Raw genomic sequence first — 17,997 nt, 5'->3', positions numbered from 1 at the left:
CGTGTCGGGTAACCGTCAGCCTCGATAACCGGGGTGGTCATTTAATGCGATAACCATGCGATCAGGGGCTTTGCATGTCAAATCACCACGCAGATCAGGCAACGTTCAGTGAACAGTTTCTTGCCGGACAGCGTTACTGGCAGACCTCCCATGGCAGGCGACAGTGGCAGGCCGAAAAACAGTGCCTGCATCAACTGCTGGCACGATCCGGCGTGCAGCATGCGCTCGAGCTGGGTGTGGCGCCGCCACTGCTGGCCCACGACAGTATTCGCCACCGCATTGGATGGGCACCACAGCGCGAGCTGGCCGAACACCCCTCGACACTCATCTGCCGCCCGGAAGCCCTGCCGCTGGCCGATGAGTCACTGGAGCTGGTGCTTGTTCATCATCTGCTGGAAGTGGCCCCTCAGCCCACCCATGTGCTGCGTGAAGCTGCACGGGTTACCAGCGACAGCGGTCGCCTGATTTTAATCGGCTGGCATCCGCTGGGCATCGCAGGCCCTGCACGACTCAAGCGATGCCAAGAGCGCTTTTATCAGCGTAGCCGCTGGCTGACGCCGGGACGACTGCGCGACTGGTTGAGGTTTATCGATTTCAATATTGAGCGCATCGATTACTGCGGCTTTGTGCCCTTTGAAAATACGCCGGACTGGCTGCTGATGGAGCACTGGGGACGGCATCATAATCTCCCCCTTGGCCGGGCATGGGTCATCAGTGCCAAACGCCAGATGTGTCGCATGATCCCGCTTAAAAAGCGCTTTGACCCCGCTGCCATGCTCGGCAGCAAGGTGTCTGCGTCTGCGCTGGCCTGCAGGCGCTCTGAGTCATCTGAATCGCTTTATACTGTCTTGCCGTCTGTAACGCCTGAAAAGCCACTCCCTGGTCCCGCCGGTCATGTTCACCGCGAAAAATGCAGCTCGGCAGCCTCCCCGGGTGTCATGGCATAATGGCGTCCTGATACCGGATACCACGAGGCGCGCAGTGAGTGATGACGCAGTGAGTGATGACATGCGTCCCCATGTCATTATCCATACTGATGGTGGGTGTCGGGGCAATCCCGGCCCGGGCGGATGGGGTGCGGTGCTGCGCAGCGGCCCTCATGAAAAGTGCCTGAAGGGCAGTGAGGCGCATACGACCAACAATCGCATGGAACTGATGGCCGCCATCTCCGCCCTGCGGGCATTGACCCGCCCTTGTCGAATTGAGCTCTGGACCGATTCGCAATACGTCCGTCAGGGCATTACCCAGTGGATCCATAACTGGGTCAAAAAGGACTGGAAAACAGCTTCAAAAGCGCCGGTCAAGAATGCCGAACTCTGGAAGATGCTGTTGGAAGAGTCTCATCGACACGATATCGAATGGCACTGGCTCAAGGGCCATGCCGGCCATGAAGGCAACGAGCTGGCCGACCAGCTGGCCAATGCTGCCATGGATGAACTTAAAACCCGCGAGAAAACGTCATGAGACAAATCGTTCTTGATACGGAAACCACGGGCATTGAGGTCAGGGACGGGCATCGCCTGATCGAAATCGGCGGCGTCGAGGTCATTAACCGCCGCCTGACCGGGCGACACTATCATCAGTACGTCAACCCCGAACGTCCCATCGACCCGGAAGCCATTGAAGTGCATGGCATTACCGATGCTCGCGTGGCCAATGAGCCTTTATTTGCAGACATTGCCCACGAGTTCTGGGCGTTTGTTCAGGGCGCTGAACTGGTGATCCATAACGCCCCTTTTGACGTTGGCTTCATCGATCACGAATTTGCCATGGTCAACCGGGCGCGCGGCAATGATGCGCTGGGCCCGCTGGCGTCAAAATGCAGCATCCTCGACACCCTGAAGATGGCCCGTGACCGCCATCCGGGGCAGCGCAATAGTCTGGATGCACTGTGCAAGCGCTACGATATCGATAACGGTCATCGTGAGCTGCACGGCGCCCTGTTGGACTCCGAAATACTGGCTGACGTCTATCTGGCCATGACCGGGGGGCAGACCGCACTGACGCTGGGTGCCGAACGTGACAACGACAGCAATAACAGCGGCCACACGGGATTTTCCATTCGCCGGCTGGCAGCCGACCGTGCGCCGTTGCGAGTCATTACCGCCAGTGACGAGGAAGTGCAGGCGCACCAGCAAAAGCTGGCCAAACTGCGTGAAAAGGGTATCTGTCTCTGGGACAAACTGGGGGGTTGAGGTGCTGACACGCGATATTCGAACGCTTGGCAACTGCCACGAAGGCTATCTGATTCGTATCGGTGAGCATGGCATTGCCGACAATGGACAGGGCGGAGTCCTGCAGCCTCGCGCTCGCTGGCCTGACGGCGCCATTGCCATCGGGTACTGGCACGAGGTGCCGGTGGCCGTATTGTCAGAGCCCGGTGATGAGCATTGGCTGCCGGCACGTCACTGGCTGGGCGCACTGCCCGAACAATCCTTCGGGCTTCTATCCACGGCGCTCCAGATTGTGCGCTGGTCACAGGATCATCGATTCTGCGGACGCTGCGGTACCCGCATGCGGCGTCGCCCCGGCGAGTTCATGATGGCGTGTCCTGCCTGCAGCTTTCGAAGCTATCCCAGAATATCGCCGTGCATTATTACGCTGGTAACCTGGCGTGATCAGCTGCTGCTGGCACGCAGCCCACGTTTCCCCACGGGACGCTTTAGCACGCTGGCCGGATTTATTGAGCCGGGAGAATCCGCAGAAGAGGCCGTACGCCGCGAGGTTTTTGAAGAGGTCGGTGTCAGAGTGGGGCGGGTCAGCTACTTCAAAAGCCAGTCATGGCCGATGCCGCACTCTTTCATGATGGGGTTTTACGCCGAAGCCGCCAGCCGTGAACTTCATATCGATGGGGTCGAGATCGAGGCAGCGGACTGGTTTACCGCCGATCAGTTGCCGGGATTGCCGCCATCCTATTCCATCTCGAGCGCCCTGATCGAAAACTTCCTTAAAGGGAGTGCGGTCCGGGAGTAGACCATCAGGGCATGGTAGTACTGGCTCAAGCGTCGTTGCGACGTCGAAAAAGGCGCGTCAGGCGAGAGGCCAGCATGATGTCGCCACGTGCGCGCACCTTACCGGACATGACGGCCTGCATGCCGCTGAGCTCCTTGTTGATCAGTCGCTCAAAGGTACGAGTGTCTGTCATCAGCGTGACGGAAGGGGCGTCATGATTGCCTTCCTGAACATTTAACGTTCCGTCATTGATGACAACGAAATAGCGGGGCCCTTCATCCAGCTCGAGCTGCAGGGTCTCGTGAACACCCGCTGCTGCTTCTGCGTCAAAGCGTTCGTGAAGTTTTGCAATAAGCGGTGCGGTATCGACCATCTTCATATCCGGTTGATGATTAAAAAATACATGATAGCCATTTCATGGCTCGCGATGTCTGGTCTTCAGCACATTCAGACGTCATGTGCGATGATGGCGCGCATTCTATCCGTTATACCCGGGAGGTGAAAAACGTGGGCGAATGGTTATCCAGCTACGCGCTGTTTCTGGCACAGAGCGTCACGGTCGTCGCGGCCATTGCCGTGATACTGATGCTTGTGGTTCGAGCGCGTGGCCAGCGCCAGGAACGCGGCGCCAGACTTCATGTGCGTAACCGCGGAGAATATTTTCGGCGCCACCGCGAAACACTTGAGGATGCCACTCTTAAAGAAGGTGCGCGCGAGCGTAACATCAAGGCTCGATTGAAGGCGCGCAAGGCAGAACAGAAAACAGCCAAAAAACATGAACAGGCTGATGAGCGTCGCAATACCCTCTGGGTGCTGGATTTTGACGGAGACCTTCGCGCCTCGCGTGTACCGGCCTTTACAGAAGAAATTACCAGTATCCTCATGACGGCAAGCTCTGGAGACGAAGTGCTGGTGCGCCTGCAGTCCGGCGGGGGGCTGGTTCATGCCTATGGTCTGGCCAGCGCTCAGCTGGACCGCCTGCGCGAGGCCGGCCTCAAACTCACGGTCAGCGTCGACAAGGTGGCCGCCAGCGGGGGCTACATGATGGCCTGCTGCGCCGATCATTTAATTGCCGCGCCCTTTGCCGTGATTGGATCGATTGGCGTCGTCGCTCAGATTCCCAATCTGCATCGCCTGCTCAAGAAAAACGATGTCGACGTCGAAATTCTGACTGCCGGACGTCACAAGCGTACGCTCACGATGCTGGGCGAAAATACCGAAGAAGGGCGTCAGAAGTTTCTGGACGATCTGGAAAAGACCCATGATCTATTCAAGTCGTGGGTGGCAAGCCGGCGCAAGACGCTGGATATCGAGCAGGTCAGTGAAGGTGATATCTGGTACGGCCAGCAGGCCATTGATCTGGGATTGATCGATGAGGTCAATACCAGCGAGGCATGGCTGCAGGCACGCAGCGATCAGTGGCAGATTCTGGAAGTCGGTCTCAAGCCGAAGCGCTCGATGCTTGAGCGTCTTGGAAAGGGCGCCGAAGGGGCGATTGAGCGTGGCGTCGACCGAGCCATCGATCGCGTGGTGCGGTTGCGCTGGGAAAAACAGTAGCGCCTTTTGAAATATTAGCGTCTTTTGAAAGACAAGCGGCCTGCCCATGTCAGGGGGCAGGCCGCTTACTCAAACCACGTACCAGAATCAGGACCGATCAAGTCCTGCCAGCGTATCGATGACTGCCTCGGCGTGCTTGCCACGCAGGGAGTAATAGATCGTCTGGGAAGCACGGCGTGTGTTAACAAGCTCCTCACGGCGCAGGACAGCCAGATGCTGTGACAGGGCCGACTGGCTCAGGTCCAGTTTGCTGTTCAGTTCCGAAACGGACATTTCACCTTCCCTGAGAAGACAGAGAATGCGCAGTCGGTTTTCGTTGGCCATGGCCTTGAGCAGCGGTGCAGAATCGAGAATGACCATTTCGCACCCCGCTGTCGCGATCGGTGCAGTGGCACATACACTCATTTTTAACTCCTTGTGAAAAAAAACGCTCTGCATGTTGGTGCGCTATTGTCCAAATATTGTGTCTGGCAACCTTCGGCGTCCCAACAGTGCAGTACCGTGTGCCATGGCATCGATGAATCGATTAACTCGCTCATCAAACAGCCTCTGGATTAGCGCTCACGGTTAGATGATTTTATACCTTTCTGGTTCACATAAATCGATTAAAAAACCCGACAATGCTCATATTTGACTATGCCAAAATGCGTATTGCGCTTTTTGTGCTCTGCATTTTTCATATTCTGGTGATTGCAGCCAGTAACTATCTTGTTCAACTGCCCATCACGCTTGCGGGCTTTCATACGACCTGGGGCGCTTTCAGCTTCCCCTTTTTGTTTCTCGCCACTGATCTTACCGTTCGTCTCATGGGTCGGCGTGCGGCAAGACGTCTCATCGCCCGCGTCATGCTGCCGGCACTGGTGGTTTCCTATCTGATTTCCGTGCTGTTTCAACAGGGGCAGTGGCGAGGTCTGGAGTCCCTCTGGTCCTTTAATCTTTTTGTCGGCCGTATCGCGCTGGCAAGCTTTATGGCCTATGTCCTGGGTCAGGCACTGGATATCCTGGTGTTTGATCGGCTGCGACGAATGTCGCCCTGGTGGCTGGCCCCGGTAGGTTCCACTATTCTCGGCAATCTGCTGGATACCTTTATCTTCTTTTTCGTGGCGTTCTGGCATAGCCCTGACCCCTTCATGGCCGAGCACTGGATTGAAATAGCACTGGTCGACTATGGTGTGAAACTCACCATCAGCCTGCTGTTGTTTCTTCCCCTCTACGCCATGTTGTTGATCTGGCTACAGCGTTGCCTGCTTCGACTTTCCGGCGTGGAACAGTCTTCCAACGTGGAAACGCAGTCATCTGATGGCAGGGAACACCGGTGATGCAGGTTCAAAAGCGATCAGGGCATCATGGCATTGACAGGAACAGGGTGACGGAGACTTCATGAGTATCGAGCTTCACTACGCGGATTCGGGTGTACCGGAACAGGCAGGGACCTTGCCACTCGTGGTTTTGCACGGCCTTTTCGGCAGCGCCGACAACTGGCGCTCTCATATCAGGCACTGGCGTCAAACACGACGTGTAGTGGCCGTGGACCTGCGCAATCATGGCCGCTCGGGCCATACGCCCGGCATGCGTTATGAGGATATGGCAGCCGATGTGCTCAGCGTCATGGATCAGCTGGATATACAACAGTGTGACCTGCTGGGGCACTCCATGGGGGGCAAGGTGGCCATGACCCTGGCCAGATGTCACCCGCAGCGCATTGCCCGCCTGATCGTGGCCGACATTGCCCCCATCGCTTATGAGCACGGTCATGACGATATCTTTCGTGCCCATCGACTGGTCGAGGATGCCCTGCCAGAATCGCGCAAGGAGGCCGATGAGGCCATGGCAGAGGCCATCGACAATCGCACCACAAGGCAGTTTCTGGCCACCAATCTGATGCGTGACGATCAGGGGATTCTGGGCTGGCGTGTCGGGCTCGACTTTATCGAAGAAGGGTACGGCGACATCGTGGCGCCACCGGGAGGAGAGGCTCCCTATACAGGACCGGCGCTGGTGCTGCGCGGTGAACATTCCGACTACGTCACAGACGACGCGCTGCCCGTGATTGCCGATATCATGCCGGCATCAAAAGTCGACACCATCAAGGGCGCCGGCCACTGGCTCCATGCCGAACAGCCCGAGGCCTTTATTCAGGCCATTGATGCCTTTTTGAATACTGACCGAAGCAGGTAACACGGCGCGCTCATTATCCCGCCGGGTCCTTACTCTTCGAGCGGGATAATGCTGATGCCCTCATGTTCGTTGACAAGAAAGCGCGTCAGGATCTTATAGGTATCGGCATCAAAGGCGATATCTTCTACAGCCGGCGCCGCTTTCAGATCTTCCACACTGCCGAGATAGCACCAGTGGTCCACCAGGTGGTAAACCACTTCCCGATCACTGGCCATTTCTTTGAAGGCCACGCGGCCCTCCCAGGGCCAGTGTCTGATACGCAGGCTTTCAAGCGCATCGCGAGCGCGCAGGGTATGCGATTCCAGACTTTCCTGATCGCAGCAGGCGCCGGCACAGCGTCCGATCTGATAGGCAAAGCAGCGCCCCTTGCCTCGCTCCAGCCCCATGACGCGCGGGCATAGGCGCTGCTGTTCCACGATGCTTGTCAGCGCCTGAGTGGCCTCTCTTCGCGACCGAAACATACCATAGCGTGTACCTGACACATCCTCGTGCAGCGTCTTTTGTCCGGCCAGTTGCGGCGCCTGCGCGTCCGTTGGCCAGTACCAGGTATGAAGTCCGGCGCTGCGGCGTAGCCGGCGGTTATAAATGGGGGAGAGCTGTTTGATCAGACGTGCCTCAAGCAGCTGCGCTCCAAGATCGCCTGCGGTTTCATGCCATTCAAGATGACGCGTCTGCTGACAGATTTTCATCTCACGATCGTTACGGTGATCGTTATTGAAATGGCTCAACACTCTGGAACGCAGATTGATGCTCTTGCCCACATAAAGGGGCAGCTGGTTATGTCCATAAAAAAGATAAACGCCAGGCCGGGAGGGGATCTCATCGAGAAGCCCGGGGTCAAGCTGCGCGGGAAGACTGCGCCGACGCTCCTGATCAAGTACCTGGGTCTCGATCTGCTCGGTACAGTGATGTCTTGACCAATATTGCCAGACAGAGAACAGCGTCATCGTATCCCCCATTGCCCGGTGGCGTGGCGGATGCGGCTCGAGTTGATAACGCGTCAAAAGAGCGTCCAGACCATGATGGTGCGAGCTCTTGTCCAGCGCTCGCGACAGCTTGAGCGTACAGACGACGCGTCGCCGGAACTCGCGCCCCATCCGTCGAAACTCGTTACGCAAAAAGCTGTAATCAAAGCGAGCGTTATGGGCAACCAGCCAGCCGTCTCCCAGCCACTGTTCGAATCTGTCGGCGATGTCCTCAAACGCCGGCGCCCCCGCCACCAGCGCATTGTCGATACCGGTCAGCGTGGCAATACGCTCGGGGATATCAATGCCCGGGTCCACCAGCGACTCGAAGCGATCAACAATCCGGCCATCCAGTACACGAAGGGCTGCAATTTCGGTAATACGGTCCCGCGTAGCGCGCGTGCCGGTAGTTTCAAGATCAATAAAGATCAGCGGCGTATCCGCCAGTGGCGGGTGCGTCTGCCCCCTTGGATGAGACGACATGACCGGAGTCTCCCGACGCCTGTAGCGTCGTGCTGGAACACAAAAAATGAACACGCCTGCAGACAAGCCATGACGGCCGCAGGCGAAGCACTTCATTCAGGATAGGTAGTGAAGATAGGTAGTGAAACGTCAGGACGGGAAACGAGAGGCGCTAACGGCTGGTCATGCGAGAAATGGAATCAGGCACCAGGTGGGGATTATCGGCCAGAAAGCGATGCATGGCGGCGACGGTTTCATCGCTGCAGTGATGCTCAATACCTTCGGAATCGGCACGTGCAATGCTTTCGGGCACCCCAAGGGCCAAAAGCGCCTGCAGCACGACACTGTGGCGTGCCGCCACCTTGTGGGCCAGTTCTTCTCCCTGCTCGGTCAAAAAGATACCCCGGTAGGGACGCGCATTGACCAGCCCATCACGCTTGAGCCGCGTAACGACCTTGGAGACGGCCGCCGGGCTGACACCGAAACGGTCAGCAAGATCACTGGCACGCGCTTCCCCCAGATGACGATGCAGATGCGCGATTTCCTCCACATAGTCCTCTACCAGTTCACGCTGGTGATCCTGGCGCACGCGCTCAAAATGTTCGTGGTGGGACGTTGATGGCATGACTCTCTCTTGATCGATCGCCGAAACGGAAATAAAAGTAACACATAAAAGTTGACTATTATAATAAGGATTGTAAACAACGCCGTATTCAACAACCCCTGTCCCGAGCTGTCCCCGGACCTTTATTTCAAAGCCCCGTGACCCTTTTTATGTACTCGAGTTTTACCCTGCTTTTCGCTCAGACTTTTTGCCGTCATGTCTGTGCTTTTTCCGACACTTTCATGAGTGCTTTCATAAAAAGATGAAAACATTTCCCTCACTCGCCGGCTGCATTGACGTCTTCGGCCAGACGGTCGACAGGTACCCGCTTTTTAATCACGCCGCGATCCAGCAGAAAGCTTTCGAAGTCCCGGTAGCGGGCCGTATCAAAAGCTGCGGGGCGCAGTGAAAATCGAGCAATGCTGGCCTCCCATGCCTTGTGATTGACCTCATTGTCCAGCGACGAATCGTAGGCCTTGAACAGCGTCCAGCTCTGCTCGGGATGGTTTACGATCCACATCGTGGCCTGCTCGATGGCCTTCATGAAGCGCGAGACCATCGGGCGTTTTTCATCAAGTGTTTCGGTATTGGCCAAAAAGATCAGCTCATCATAGATGGGCACGCCCTGCTCCTCGATAAAGAAGGCGCGACCTTCGACGCCTTCCTGTGCCAGCTGGGCCGGTTCAAAATTGCGAAAGGCGCCTGTCACCGCATCGACCTGTCGGCTTAAAAGGGCAGGGGTGAGGGCAAAGTTGACGTTGATGGGCTCGATGTCACTCATGGCAAGGCCTGAATGATTCAGCATCGCTTCCAGCAAAACCTCCTCAACGCCACCCACCGAGTAGCCCACTCGCTTGCCCTTGAGATCGCTGAACTGATGAATATCGCTGTCAGCGCGCACCATCAAGACATTCAGCGGTGTACCGATCAGCGTACCGACGCGTTTTACCGGCAGCCCCTCGTCGACCTGTAAATGAAGCTGGGGTTGATAGCTCACGGCCAGATCCTCCCGGCCGGCGGCCACCAGCTTGGGCGGCGCGGTCGGGTCGGCGGGCGTGTCGATGGTCACCTTCAGACCAAGATCGCGGAAAAACCCTTTTTGCTGGGCAATGATGATCGGCCCGTGACTGGGATTGACGTACCAGTCCAGCATCAGGCGAAGGGACGCCTCGGGGGGAGAGGACAGCGGCGCTGGCGCATTTTTGTCAGCACGCTCGTCGGCCCGGGCAACCCCGGTCAGCAAAACGGCGATAAGGGCTGTCCAACACAGCCGATCCAGCATTTTTTTCATGTTATCTCTCCATTGATAAGCGCGTGCCTGCCGGTACTATCCGGCTGCCAGGGCATGGCCAGACGGCACAAACGGTCGACCGTAAAATAAAGCGTGATAGTGATTGCCAGCAGCACGATCAGGGCAGCAAACATGAGATCGGTCTGCATGCGGCCGTTGGCCTGCAGCATGAGATATCCAAGACCGGCGCTGGAGCCAACCCATTCGCCGATAATGGCGCCGATGGGGGCAGCCGTGGCGGCCATGCGGAGTCCCGAGGCCAGCGACGGCAGGGCCGCCGGCAACCGGACATAAAAAAGCTGACGATGCGCACTGGCGCCCATGGTGGTGGCCAGATCAAGCCAGCCGGTCTGTGTCTGACGCAGGCCGTCGTAACAGGTCGAGGCAATCGGGAAATAGATGATCAGGGTCGCCATGACGACTTTCGATCCCGGGCCGTAGCCGAACCAGAGGACCAGCAGCGGGGCAATGGCAAACACCGGTATCGCCTGAGTCAAAAGCAGCAACGGCAGCACGGTCGAGCGCAGAAAGGCCCAGCGCGACAGCGTCAGTGCCGTGACGGTGCCCAGAAGGGTTCCGCACAGAAAGCCGGCCACGATTTCACCAAGTGTGATCAGCGCGTGATGCCATAAAAGCCCGGACTGTGCGACCAGAGTTTGCATAACGCTTACGGGCGCCGGCAGCATATAGCGCGGTACACCGCATAGGATGACCAGCTGCCAGAGCCCTGTCAGCACGACAGAGGCCAGAATCAGGCGCATCAGGGCCGGACAGGGAAATCGTGTCATGACGCCTGCTCCGTCAGGGCGTTTAAAAGCTCGCCGTGATGGCGACTCATGGCAGGCGTCGCCGGGTTACGCGGTGGGTTGCCCTCGGGCGGCAGAACACGCTCGACCCGCGCAGGGCTACCTCGCATGACCAGCAGTTGATCCCCCAGACGCAGCGCTTCAAGGGGATCGTGCGTCACCATCAATACAATACGATCCGCCAGCAGCTCACAGGCCTGAGCGTGAATATCCAGACGGGTCATCGCATCCAGTGCGGCGAAAGGTTCATCCATTAACACCAGCGGTGCCTGTTCAAAAAGCGTCCGTGCCAGCGCCACGCGCGCACGCTCTCCACCGGAAAGCGTTTGCGGATAGCGCCGCGCAGCCCGGCCCAGCCCGACTCTTTCAAGAAGCGCCATGGCACGATCACCCTCCTGCGGCTCACCGCGCATGACCGCCCCCAGTTGAACGTTATCAATCACACGTCGCCAGGGTAGCAGGAGATCCTGCTGACCCATCCAGGCAATACGCTGATCAAAAGGGCGGTCGGAGTTATCGACCAGTGTCAGATATGCGTTACTTGAGACGTCAAGCCCTGCGATCATGCGCAAGAGCGAACTCTTGCCACAGCCGCTTCTGCCCAGAAGACAGCTCCAGCTGGATGCGGGAAGTGACAGGAATATATCGTCAAAAAGCACTCGAGCATCGAAGGCAAGGTGTGCGTTGAGTACACGAAGCCCATCAGGCACGAGAGAATCGGAAGATGAAGCTGATGGTCGCATGAAAGCCCTGTTGAAAGGGCGAAGGGCACGGCTTGCGTGATTCGAAATCCCTCCGCCGGCATGAACCGGATCAGGTAATGGGCGCTTTTTGAACGCCTTGCGGGTTGTGGCTGGCCACTCTCAGCATCGATATGTGTCGATACACCCCGTTCGAACACCGCCGAGTCTAGCGCCTTGCGTTAGTGCTCACCATGATTTCATGCGTAAAAATGCCATTATCAGAACAATCGACATAAAGGACTTTTTTATAAGGGCGTTATTTGCATACTAAAGGGAGGGCAAGCGTTTCCTGAGCACTTCATCAACAAGGACTGCCTTTGCATGACACCACCGTGTGAACTGACCGAGCGACTCTCGTTTTTTCTGGGACGACAGCTCATTGCCCAGCCACTGGACTGGGCAGATGCCTCCAACTGGCGCTGGAAGAGTGAGGCACTGTCGCCGGAAATGATTCGCATGGCGCGAACCAGCATCAACGACCCCTTCTGGCACGGGCTGTGGGCGCTGTTCGGGTTTGATCGCTGGGCGCATGCTGAACACCTGACGCGGCTGGCTGGTAATCTGCCGGGGCATTTACCCATGCTGCCGCTGCCCATGACATGGCTGGGCGAGCTTCAGGGGGCCCCGATCTGGAGTCTGCCCTGGCGCGCCGGGCGTACTGCCACCATGGACATATCGTTCACCTCAAGGCTTGGGGAACAGATCGGGCGTCTTCATGGTGTGCCGGTATCGGGCTGGGGACACCCGCTGGCAACCATATGGCCCCTGTCTGCCTGGCCACAGAAAGCAAAACGCTATCTTGATCAGTATGTGCCGCCAGAGGTACTTCACGATCTACCCGCTCGGATCCCTGTCCCGGATGCTGCGGTATGGTGTCTGCCGGATCTGCGCGATGACCAGTTCATCCAGGGGGCTACCGACTGGTGCTGGAGCGACTGGGAAGCGCTGGTATGGGCGCCTCGCGAGTTTGACTGGGCCCTGATCGAGCTTTTGATTACCGCCCCTGATCAACAGCGTCATTTTCTGGACCGCTACTGGCACTTCTGCGAAGTCATTGACATCAGGGCGCATCGATTGATCTGCCGGGCCATTCTATGGCGATTCAACTGCTTTGGGCCTTGTCCCTGGACACAGATACGCGACGCTTCCAACTGGCTGGACTATCAGTGAATCCACCCTTGATATGAAACGTTCGATCATGGCCATTCAGAGGCGTGGATGATAATGGGCAGAGTTCATGGCACACTACTGCTTATTACAAGAGGTTATTAAAGAGACGCCGTGACCGACTTTAACAGCATATTCCTGATTGGTGGGTTACTGGTGGCCATGAGCATTCTGGCCAGCCGGGTATCTGCGCGTATTGGCCTGCCGCTGCTTCCCCTGTTTCTCGGTATCGGCATGCTGGCAGGCGTCGATGGCCTGGGTCTGATCAATTTCAGCGACTACAACCTGGCCTATCTGATCGGCCAGCTGGCGCTGGCCATGATTCTATTGGACGGTGGTCTTCGCACACGGATGAAGACCTTCAGGGTCGGTCTGCGACCGGCGCTGTCGTTGGCCACCCTGGGCGTTTTTCTGACCAGCGGCCTGACCGGTCTGTTTGCCATGTGGGTCTTTGATCTCAGTGTATTTCAGGGACTATTGGTCGGGGCCATCGTTGGTTCCACGGATGCCGCGGCCGTATTTTCAATGCTCAGCGGACAGGGGATTCGCCTTAACGAACGTGTAGGGGCAACGCTTGAGATCGAGTCGGGCACCAATGACCCGATGGCGATCTTTTTGACCCTGATTCTGTCGCAGACCCTGGCCGGGTCCATCGACAGTATCTCCGGTACGCTTTTAATGTTTGTCGAGCAGTTCGGCATCGGCGCTGTGGCCGGCATTGCCAGCGGCTGGCTTCTGGGACGTTTATTGCGCTGGCTGGATCTGGCGCCCGGGCTTTATTCGCTTCTGGCAGCGGCCATGGGATTTAGCGTCTTTGCGTTGACCAACATGCTGGGCGGCAGCGGTTTTCTGGCCATCTATCTGGCCGGCGTCATGATTGGCAACATCCGTGGCAAGCATCTCGAGTTCATTTTACCCGTCCATGACGGTCTCGCGTGGCTGAGTCAGATCGGGCTTTTCCTGACGCTGGGTCTTCTGGTGACGCCCAGTGAAATGGTCGACTATGCCTGGTCCAGCGTCATGGTGGCCGTGGTTTTGATCTTTGTGGCACGTCCCCTGTCGGTACTGCTGAGCCTTAAACCCTTTTTTGGCTTTCGCTGGCGAGAATTGGCCTTTATCTCCTGGGTAGGTCTGCGCGGGGGCGTGCCGATCGTTCTGGCCATTTTTCCGGTCATTGCAGGAGTCGAGAATGCCTCGCTCTACTTCAACGTGGCTTTCTTCGTGGTACTGATCTCGCTGGTACTGCAGGGCACCACCATCGGCCATATGGCCCGCTGGCTCAGGGTCGAAATTCCTGCAGAAACCGCGCCGGCTCGACGCCGATTGCTGGGCGTGCTGCCTGAAGATGACTACGAAATGTTCGTCTACAAGGTGGACAGCAAACGCGTTGAAAATACCCCGCTTAGAATGCTTCGCTTTCCTTCCGGTGCCGTGGTGGCCGCCGTTTTTCGTGAACACGTCATGATTCATCCTACCGGCAGCACGCGATTGCAGTCCGGAGATGTGGCCTGTGTGATTGCCCGAACCCACGACCTCAATGCCATCAATCACCTGTTCAATGGCGATGCAGAGCTCAAGCGCGAGCGCGATTTCTTCGGCGCCTTTGCCCTGTCGGGAGAGGCCTCAATGGGCGATGTGGCCGATGCCTATGGGTTGACACTGTCACGCTGGGAGCGTGAAGAAACGCTGGGCGCCTTTATTGCGCGTCGCGTTGGGGGCTATCCGGTTGTGGGCGATGATATTGACTGGCACGGTATTCACTGGGTCGTGCAGGACGTGGAAGGCAACAATGTGACGCGAGTGGGACTGAGACTACATGGCTAGTTCAGCGCTCGTCAGTGCTCGAACACCAAAGCGCCCGCTATTAAGCGGGCGCTTTGGTATCAAAGTGGCCAATCAATTCATGACGCGCCACTTATTGTTCTTTTGCGAGGTCGGCGGCAACGGCTCATCATCATGATCGAGCTGAATGCGCGTCGACTCATCCAGTAAATCGCCCTGAGGCGTACATTCCTGAAACTCACCAGCATGGCCCGGACGATCCCCGACATCAAAGATACCGGGCGGGTTGTCGCCCTGATGTTCGCCTTCCCGATCCATGTTGCCCTTGGTAAAACCGCGTCCGCTGTTGGCCATTGGAGCTTCTCCCTGTCATTTGATGCCACTGAAATGAGACTAGGCAAGGCAGCATCACTCTGCAACCAACGACGCAATGTCAAAAGTCTCAAGAATAGAAGGGCAAAAGGGTGCAGAACGAAACATCAGCGCCCGCCAGCGTCTCCAGTACTGTTTAACTGTCGAAACGCATGCATGGCACTGTCATTGATGCCCTGCTGGCGATAACAGGCTTCAATGTTGATAAAGACTTCCAGCATGTCCTGATCAAGGTAGAGCTCGTCTACTTTGTCGCCGCCCTGCCAAAGCTCCAGGCAGGTGGCACCCGAGTCACAGGGCTGCTGAATGACTTCGCTCGGAAAATGCTCACGGGCAGTATCAAAAGCTCTTTGCAAACGCACAGGTGTCAAAGCCATGGCCTCGGTATGCGGGTTGATGGCTTGACAGTAAGGGCAGATGAATGGATTGTAAATTTCTAATCCAGAAAAATTAATGCCTGAAGCTTGCAGGGTCTGGTAGCGAAGCGTTGGATGACAGGTATGTGCCGGACCATGGACAACTATTCGCCTGCCCATGGACAACCCTCTGAAACGGAAAAATCCTGCCAATCGATAATTGGCAGGATTTTCAAATAGTGGCGGAGGGACAGGGATTCGAACCCTGGAAGGGCATTAACCCTTGCCGGTTTTCAAGACCGGTGCATTCAACCGCTCTGCCATCCCTCCGGCTTACGGCGATGCATCTTAACAGCCTGTCAGCAAAGGTCAAGGAGCTTAATTCAATCAAAAGGGTCATAACTTGCAGAGACGGCGTTTGAAGCTCATTCTTGGTTAAAATTCCACCATAATCAGACACAAGGCAGGGAGTGATCCATGGTCGATAGAACCTATGGAGTCTCGCAGACCGGGACCAGAAGCGTTGAGTCACACAAGGTATTGCGCAATACCTACATGCTGCTTGCCATGACACTGCTGTTCTCGGCCGTCACCGCCGGGATCGCGATGTCGATGGGCATCCAGCGCATGAATATTTTTGTCTTTTTCATTGGCGCCTACGGACTGATGTTTCTGGTCCACAAAACCGCCAATTCGGCAGCAGGGCTGCTGGCGACCTTTGCGTTTACAGGCTTTATGGGCTTCACCCTCGGGCCGATCCTAAGTGCCTACCTGACGCTTTCCAACGGCCCTCAGCTGATCATGACGGCGCTGGCCATGACCGCAGTTACCTTTGTTGGACTTTCAGCCGTGGCGCTGATTACCCGCAAGGATTTCAGCTTTTTAAGCAATTTCATCATGGCCGGTGCCATTGTGCTGATTCTGGCCATGGTCGTGGCGATGGTCTTCAACATTTCCGGTCTGGCGCTGGCAGTGTCAGCAGGTTTTGTCCTCTTTGCCTCGGCCGTGATTCTGTTTGAGACAAGTCAGGTGATCCATGGCGGACAGGACAATTACATTCTGGCCACCATCAGCCTCTATGTCGCCATCTACAACCTGTTCATCAGCCTGCTGTCGATTCTGGGCCTGACCTCCAGCGACTGAACCAGAGCGACACCATGATCTGTTAACATGGAACCCTGCCTTCGGGCAGGGTTTTTTGGTTCCACAAGGCTTGTTTCAGGAGAGTTGTCTTGGTCTCTCAAGGATTGACCTATGCCCTGATGGTGCAGGGGTCCCCCTATAGCCAGCAGGCGTCTCATAGCGCTCTACGGTTTGCCGAGGCGCTACCGGCGCAGGGGCATCGTGTGGCAGCGGTCTTTTTCTATCACGATGGCGTTTATAATGCCGCCAGCATGATGACACCGCCGAGGGATGAGCCTCATCTTCTCGAGCGCTGGCGAGCGCTTCATCAGACCCAGCAGTGCGAGCTTCTGGTCTGCGTAGCTTCGGCCGTGCGCCGTGGCCTGCTGGATGAAGGCGAAGCGCGCCGCCATGGGCATTCACACCCGACGCTTGAGGCGCCCTTTGAACTGACGGGACTGGGGCAGCTCATGCAGGCGGCACTTCATCACGACCGTTTGATTACCTTTGCGCCTTGAGGCAGACATTACGGGCAGGGCAGTAACATCATGGATTCAAAAAGCATACTGGTGATCGTGCGCCACCCACCGCATGGCTCAAGCTGGGTACGCGAAGGGCTTGAAGCGGCCCTGGTCGGGGCCGCACTGGGGCAGCCGCCAACCCTTCTTTTCAGCGGAGATGGTGTTCTGGCGCTGCTGGCCCATCAGCAGCGAGGCGCACTGGGTCAAAAGGGCAGTGCCGCCATGCTTGAAGGGCTGTCGCTTTATGACATCGAGCCACTCTGGTATGACCAGGGCTCGCTTGAAGACCGCGGTCTAGCCGTCGACCAGCTGATGTCAGGGTGTCAGCAGGCCTATATTGCTGACATGATTGCCAAACACGACGTGGTCATGAGTTTTTAATACGCCATTTTCTTTATCGACGAGTGTCCCCATGAGCACGCTTCATCTGATCAACCGATCTCCCTTTAGCACCAATATCCTGCAGGAGCTTGCTGCTGGCGTATCGCAGGGCGATCATGTGCTGCTGGTCGAGGATGGCGTCTACGCAGCATCCGGGACGCTACTGCACGCCCTGCCCGAAGGCATTGAGCTCTGGGCACTCGAAGAAGACTGCGTGTCGCGTGGGGTCACATCCTCCGACACCTCAAAAATGGTCGACATGGCAGGCTTTATCGCCTTGACCGCCACTACGCATCGCACCGTCAGCTGGTTTTGACCCTCGGGTCAGCTTCGCTTTTTTATCGCCATAATCTCTTTCATTTTCCAAAGCGCCAGAACTCATGACCCCGGACACGGACACCCTGACACTTGCTGATGGCACGATCATCGCGCTTGATAGCGACGGCCACCTGCAGGATCTTGAATGCTGGTCTCCTGAAGTGACCGAAAAAATGGCCGAGCACGAGGGCCGCATACTAACGCCCGAACATTGGGAAGTTATCGAGCTGCTGCGTGATTTTTACGCCCGCTTTGAGATGGCCCCGGCCATGCGCGCCCTGGTCAAGGCCACTCGCCAGCAGCTGGGTGAACAGAAGGGCAGCTCGATTTATCTGATGTCGCTTTTCCCCGAAAGCCCGGCACGCGTGGCAGCACGCCTGGCCGGGCTGCCACGTCCTACCAACTGCCTTTAGGTCGATC

Annotated in this window: 23 protein-coding genes and 1 tRNA gene; 14 read left to right on the top strand and 10 right to left on the bottom strand. The window is 57.0% G+C overall.

Translation table 11 applies throughout. The features are described 5' to 3' along the window. Window positions 1–74 precede the first annotated feature (74 nt). The 4 genes from ACUN8C_RS08280 to nudC all read left to right on the top strand — a co-directional run bounded on the left by ACUN8C_RS08280 (window position 75) and on the right by nudC (window position 2,973). Window positions 75–947: a methyltransferase domain-containing protein gene (locus ACUN8C_RS08280; protein WP_445621732.1), complete on the top strand. Its 873-nt coding sequence runs from the start codon at window positions 75–77 to the stop codon at window positions 945–947. Window positions 948–1,008: 61 nt separating this feature from the next. Next, window positions 1,009–1,464, top strand: coding sequence for a ribonuclease HI (rnhA, locus tag ACUN8C_RS08275; RefSeq protein WP_445621843.1), 456 nt, complete (start codon window positions 1,009–1,011; stop codon window positions 1,462–1,464). Next, window positions 1,461–2,195 (top strand): DNA polymerase III subunit epsilon, encoded by a 735-nt coding sequence (dnaQ, locus tag ACUN8C_RS08270; RefSeq protein WP_445621731.1) that lies wholly within the window; start codon window positions 1,461–1,463, stop codon window positions 2,193–2,195. Before rnhA ends, dnaQ begins: the two co-directional genes overlap by 4 nt. A 1-nt stretch (window position 2,196) precedes the next feature. Then, window positions 2,197–2,973, top strand: a complete 777-nt coding sequence (gene nudC, locus ACUN8C_RS08265; protein ID WP_445621730.1) for an NAD(+) diphosphatase — start codon at window positions 2,197–2,199, stop codon at window positions 2,971–2,973. A gap of 25 nt (window positions 2,974–2,998) precedes the next feature. Here the strand turns inward: nudC and ACUN8C_RS08260 are convergent, their stop codons facing one another. Further along, complete coding sequence (locus ACUN8C_RS08260) at window positions 2,999–3,325, bottom strand: SCP2 sterol-binding domain-containing protein (RefSeq protein WP_108843965.1); 327 nt, start codon at window positions 3,323–3,325, stop codon at window positions 2,999–3,001. 134 nt (window positions 3,326–3,459) lie between these two features. On the opposite strand from ACUN8C_RS08260, the gene sohB reads away from it, so the two are divergent. Beyond that, window positions 3,460–4,509, top strand: coding sequence for a protease SohB (sohB, locus tag ACUN8C_RS08255; protein ID WP_445621729.1), 1,050 nt, complete (start codon window positions 3,460–3,462; stop codon window positions 4,507–4,509). A gap of 87 nt (window positions 4,510–4,596) precedes the next feature. Here the strand turns inward: sohB and ACUN8C_RS08250 are convergent, their stop codons facing one another. Next, window positions 4,597–4,869 (bottom strand): ArsR/SmtB family transcription factor, encoded by a 273-nt coding sequence (locus ACUN8C_RS08250; protein WP_227876013.1) that lies wholly within the window; start codon window positions 4,867–4,869, stop codon window positions 4,597–4,599. A 260-nt stretch (window positions 4,870–5,129) separates the two neighbouring features. On the opposite strand from ACUN8C_RS08250, the gene ACUN8C_RS08245 reads away from it, so the two are divergent. Both ACUN8C_RS08245 and ACUN8C_RS08240 read left to right on the top strand, forming a co-directional pair. Then, a complete protein-coding gene (locus ACUN8C_RS08245) occupies window positions 5,130–5,828 on the top strand; it encodes a 7-cyano-7-deazaguanine/7-aminomethyl-7-deazaguanine transporter (RefSeq protein ID WP_445621728.1) in 699 nt (232 codons plus the stop codon). Between the two features lie 61 nt (window positions 5,829–5,889). After that, entirely contained in the window at window positions 5,890–6,687 is a 798-nt protein-coding gene (locus ACUN8C_RS08240) for an alpha/beta fold hydrolase (protein WP_445621727.1), read from the top strand. 29 nt (window positions 6,688–6,716) lie between these two features. Here ACUN8C_RS08240 and ACUN8C_RS08235 read toward each other — a convergent pair whose 3' ends face one another. The 5 genes from ACUN8C_RS08235 to ACUN8C_RS08215 form a co-directional block, all read right to left on the bottom strand. Beyond that, on the bottom strand, window positions 6,717–8,135 hold the full coding sequence (locus ACUN8C_RS08235; RefSeq protein ID WP_445621726.1) for an exonuclease domain-containing protein: 1,419 nt from the start codon (window positions 8,133–8,135) through the stop codon (window positions 6,717–6,719). A gap of 151 nt (window positions 8,136–8,286) precedes the next feature. Next, on the bottom strand, window positions 8,287–8,739 hold the full coding sequence (gene mntR, locus ACUN8C_RS08230) for a manganese-binding transcriptional regulator MntR (protein WP_445621725.1): 453 nt from the start codon (window positions 8,737–8,739) through the stop codon (window positions 8,287–8,289). 256 nt (window positions 8,740–8,995) lie between these two features. Further along, the gene (locus tag ACUN8C_RS08225; protein WP_445621724.1) at window positions 8,996–10,009 is read right to left on the bottom strand and encodes an ABC transporter substrate-binding protein; all 1,014 of its coding nucleotides are present in this window, start codon (window positions 10,007–10,009) and stop codon (window positions 8,996–8,998) included. Next, window positions 10,006–10,797 (bottom strand): ABC transporter permease, encoded by a 792-nt coding sequence (locus tag ACUN8C_RS08220; RefSeq protein ID WP_445621723.1) that lies wholly within the window; start codon window positions 10,795–10,797, stop codon window positions 10,006–10,008. The genes ACUN8C_RS08225 and ACUN8C_RS08220 overlap by 4 nt, the downstream gene beginning before the upstream one ends. Then, window positions 10,794–11,558, bottom strand: coding sequence for an ABC transporter ATP-binding protein (locus ACUN8C_RS08215; RefSeq protein ID WP_445621722.1), 765 nt, complete (start codon window positions 11,556–11,558; stop codon window positions 10,794–10,796). The genes ACUN8C_RS08220 and ACUN8C_RS08215 overlap by 4 nt, the downstream gene beginning before the upstream one ends. Window positions 11,559–11,879: 321 nt before the next feature. Here ACUN8C_RS08215 and ACUN8C_RS08210 point away from each other — a divergent pair, with 321 nt between their 5' ends. After that, the gene (locus ACUN8C_RS08210) at window positions 11,880–12,728 is read left to right on the top strand and encodes a hypothetical protein (RefSeq protein WP_445621721.1); all 849 of its coding nucleotides are present in this window, start codon (window positions 11,880–11,882) and stop codon (window positions 12,726–12,728) included. 111 nt (window positions 12,729–12,839) lie between these two features. Next, on the top strand, window positions 12,840–14,549 hold the full coding sequence (locus ACUN8C_RS08205) for a potassium/proton antiporter (protein WP_445621720.1): 1,710 nt from the start codon (window positions 12,840–12,842) through the stop codon (window positions 14,547–14,549). Between the two features lie 72 nt (window positions 14,550–14,621). Here the strand turns inward: ACUN8C_RS08205 and ACUN8C_RS08200 are convergent, their stop codons facing one another. The 3 genes from ACUN8C_RS08200 to ACUN8C_RS08190 form a co-directional block, all read right to left on the bottom strand. Then, window positions 14,622–14,861 (bottom strand): hypothetical protein, encoded by a 240-nt coding sequence (locus ACUN8C_RS08200; RefSeq protein WP_108843541.1) that lies wholly within the window; start codon window positions 14,859–14,861, stop codon window positions 14,622–14,624. A gap of 125 nt (window positions 14,862–14,986) precedes the next feature. Beyond that, complete coding sequence (locus ACUN8C_RS08195; protein ID WP_445621719.1) at window positions 14,987–15,415, bottom strand: hypothetical protein; 429 nt, start codon at window positions 15,413–15,415, stop codon at window positions 14,987–14,989. A 60-nt stretch (window positions 15,416–15,475) separates the two neighbouring features. Then, a tRNA-Ser gene (locus tag ACUN8C_RS08190) sits at window positions 15,476–15,565 on the bottom strand. A gap of 147 nt (window positions 15,566–15,712) precedes the next feature. Here ACUN8C_RS08190 and ACUN8C_RS08185 point away from each other — a divergent pair. The 5 genes from ACUN8C_RS08185 to ACUN8C_RS08165 all read left to right on the top strand — a co-directional run bounded on the left by ACUN8C_RS08185 (window position 15,713) and on the right by ACUN8C_RS08165 (window position 17,990). Beyond that, window positions 15,713–16,378 (top strand): Bax inhibitor-1/YccA family protein, encoded by a 666-nt coding sequence (locus ACUN8C_RS08185; RefSeq protein ID WP_445621718.1) that lies wholly within the window; start codon window positions 15,713–15,715, stop codon window positions 16,376–16,378. Window positions 16,379–16,482: 104 nt separating this feature from the next. Then, window positions 16,483–16,875: a sulfurtransferase complex subunit TusD gene (gene tusD, locus ACUN8C_RS08180; RefSeq protein WP_445621842.1), complete on the top strand. Its 393-nt coding sequence runs from the start codon at window positions 16,483–16,485 to the stop codon at window positions 16,873–16,875. A 30-nt stretch (window positions 16,876–16,905) separates the two neighbouring features. After that, window positions 16,906–17,259, top strand: a complete 354-nt coding sequence (tusC, locus tag ACUN8C_RS08175) for a sulfurtransferase complex subunit TusC (RefSeq protein ID WP_445621717.1) — start codon at window positions 16,906–16,908, stop codon at window positions 17,257–17,259. 31 nt (window positions 17,260–17,290) lie between these two features. After that, window positions 17,291–17,575, top strand: coding sequence for a sulfurtransferase complex subunit TusB (tusB, locus tag ACUN8C_RS08170; RefSeq protein WP_445621716.1), 285 nt, complete (start codon window positions 17,291–17,293; stop codon window positions 17,573–17,575). A gap of 64 nt (window positions 17,576–17,639) precedes the next feature. Further along, entirely contained in the window at window positions 17,640–17,990 is a 351-nt protein-coding gene (locus ACUN8C_RS08165; protein ID WP_445621715.1) for a TusE/DsrC/DsvC family sulfur relay protein, read from the top strand. Window positions 17,991–17,997: the final 7 nt, after the last annotated feature.

The organism is Kushneria sp. Sum13, assembly GCF_052692355.1.
The sequence above is the reverse complement of the archived record's forward strand: the minus strand, read 5'-3'. Positions and strand labels throughout refer to the sequence as shown.

What these genes read in the sequence shown, in the direction of transcription:
- ACUN8C_RS08250 (WP_227876013.1), bottom strand. Translation starts at nt 4,869, where the DNA reads ATGGTCATTCTCGATTCTGCACCGCTGCTCAAGGCCATGGCCAACGAA.
- ACUN8C_RS08280 (WP_445621732.1), top strand. Translation starts at nt 75, where the DNA reads ATGTCAAATCACCACGCAGATCAGGCAACGTTCAGTGAACAGTTTCTT.
- ACUN8C_RS08210 (WP_445621721.1), top strand. Translation starts at nt 11,880, where the DNA reads ATGACACCACCGTGTGAACTGACCGAGCGACTCTCGTTTTTTCTGGGA.
- tusB (WP_445621716.1), top strand. Translation starts at nt 17,291, where the DNA reads ATGAGCACGCTTCATCTGATCAACCGATCTCCCTTTAGCACCAATATC.
- ACUN8C_RS08195 (WP_445621719.1), bottom strand. Translation starts at nt 15,415, where the DNA reads ATGGGCAGGCGAATAGTTGTCCATGGTCCGGCACATACCTGTCATCCA.
- rnhA (WP_445621843.1), top strand. Translation starts at nt 1,009, where the DNA reads ATGCGTCCCCATGTCATTATCCATACTGATGGTGGGTGTCGGGGCAAT.
- dnaQ (WP_445621731.1), top strand. Translation starts at nt 1,461, where the DNA reads ATGAGACAAATCGTTCTTGATACGGAAACCACGGGCATTGAGGTCAGG.
- ACUN8C_RS08240 (WP_445621727.1), top strand. Translation starts at nt 5,890, where the DNA reads ATGAGTATCGAGCTTCACTACGCGGATTCGGGTGTACCGGAACAGGCA.
- ACUN8C_RS08235 (WP_445621726.1), bottom strand. Translation starts at nt 8,135, where the DNA reads ATGTCGTCTCATCCAAGGGGGCAGACGCACCCGCCACTGGCGGATACG.
- tusC (WP_445621717.1), top strand. Translation starts at nt 16,906, where the DNA reads ATGGATTCAAAAAGCATACTGGTGATCGTGCGCCACCCACCGCATGGC.
- ACUN8C_RS08165 (WP_445621715.1), top strand. Translation starts at nt 17,640, where the DNA reads ATGACCCCGGACACGGACACCCTGACACTTGCTGATGGCACGATCATC.
- ACUN8C_RS08200 (WP_108843541.1), bottom strand. Translation starts at nt 14,861, where the DNA reads ATGGCCAACAGCGGACGCGGTTTTACCAAGGGCAACATGGATCGGGAA.
- mntR (WP_445621725.1), bottom strand. Translation starts at nt 8,739, where the DNA reads ATGCCATCAACGTCCCACCACGAACATTTTGAGCGCGTGCGCCAGGAT.
- ACUN8C_RS08220 (WP_445621723.1), bottom strand. Translation starts at nt 10,797, where the DNA reads ATGACACGATTTCCCTGTCCGGCCCTGATGCGCCTGATTCTGGCCTCT.
- ACUN8C_RS08245 (WP_445621728.1), top strand. Translation starts at nt 5,130, where the DNA reads ATGCTCATATTTGACTATGCCAAAATGCGTATTGCGCTTTTTGTGCTC.
- ACUN8C_RS08215 (WP_445621722.1), bottom strand. Translation starts at nt 11,558, where the DNA reads ATGCGACCATCAGCTTCATCTTCCGATTCTCTCGTGCCTGATGGGCTT.
- ACUN8C_RS08260 (WP_108843965.1), bottom strand. Translation starts at nt 3,325, where the DNA reads ATGGTCGATACCGCACCGCTTATTGCAAAACTTCACGAACGCTTTGAC.
- ACUN8C_RS08225 (WP_445621724.1), bottom strand. Translation starts at nt 10,009, where the DNA reads ATGAAAAAAATGCTGGATCGGCTGTGTTGGACAGCCCTTATCGCCGTT.
- ACUN8C_RS08185 (WP_445621718.1), top strand. Translation starts at nt 15,713, where the DNA reads ATGGTCGATAGAACCTATGGAGTCTCGCAGACCGGGACCAGAAGCGTT.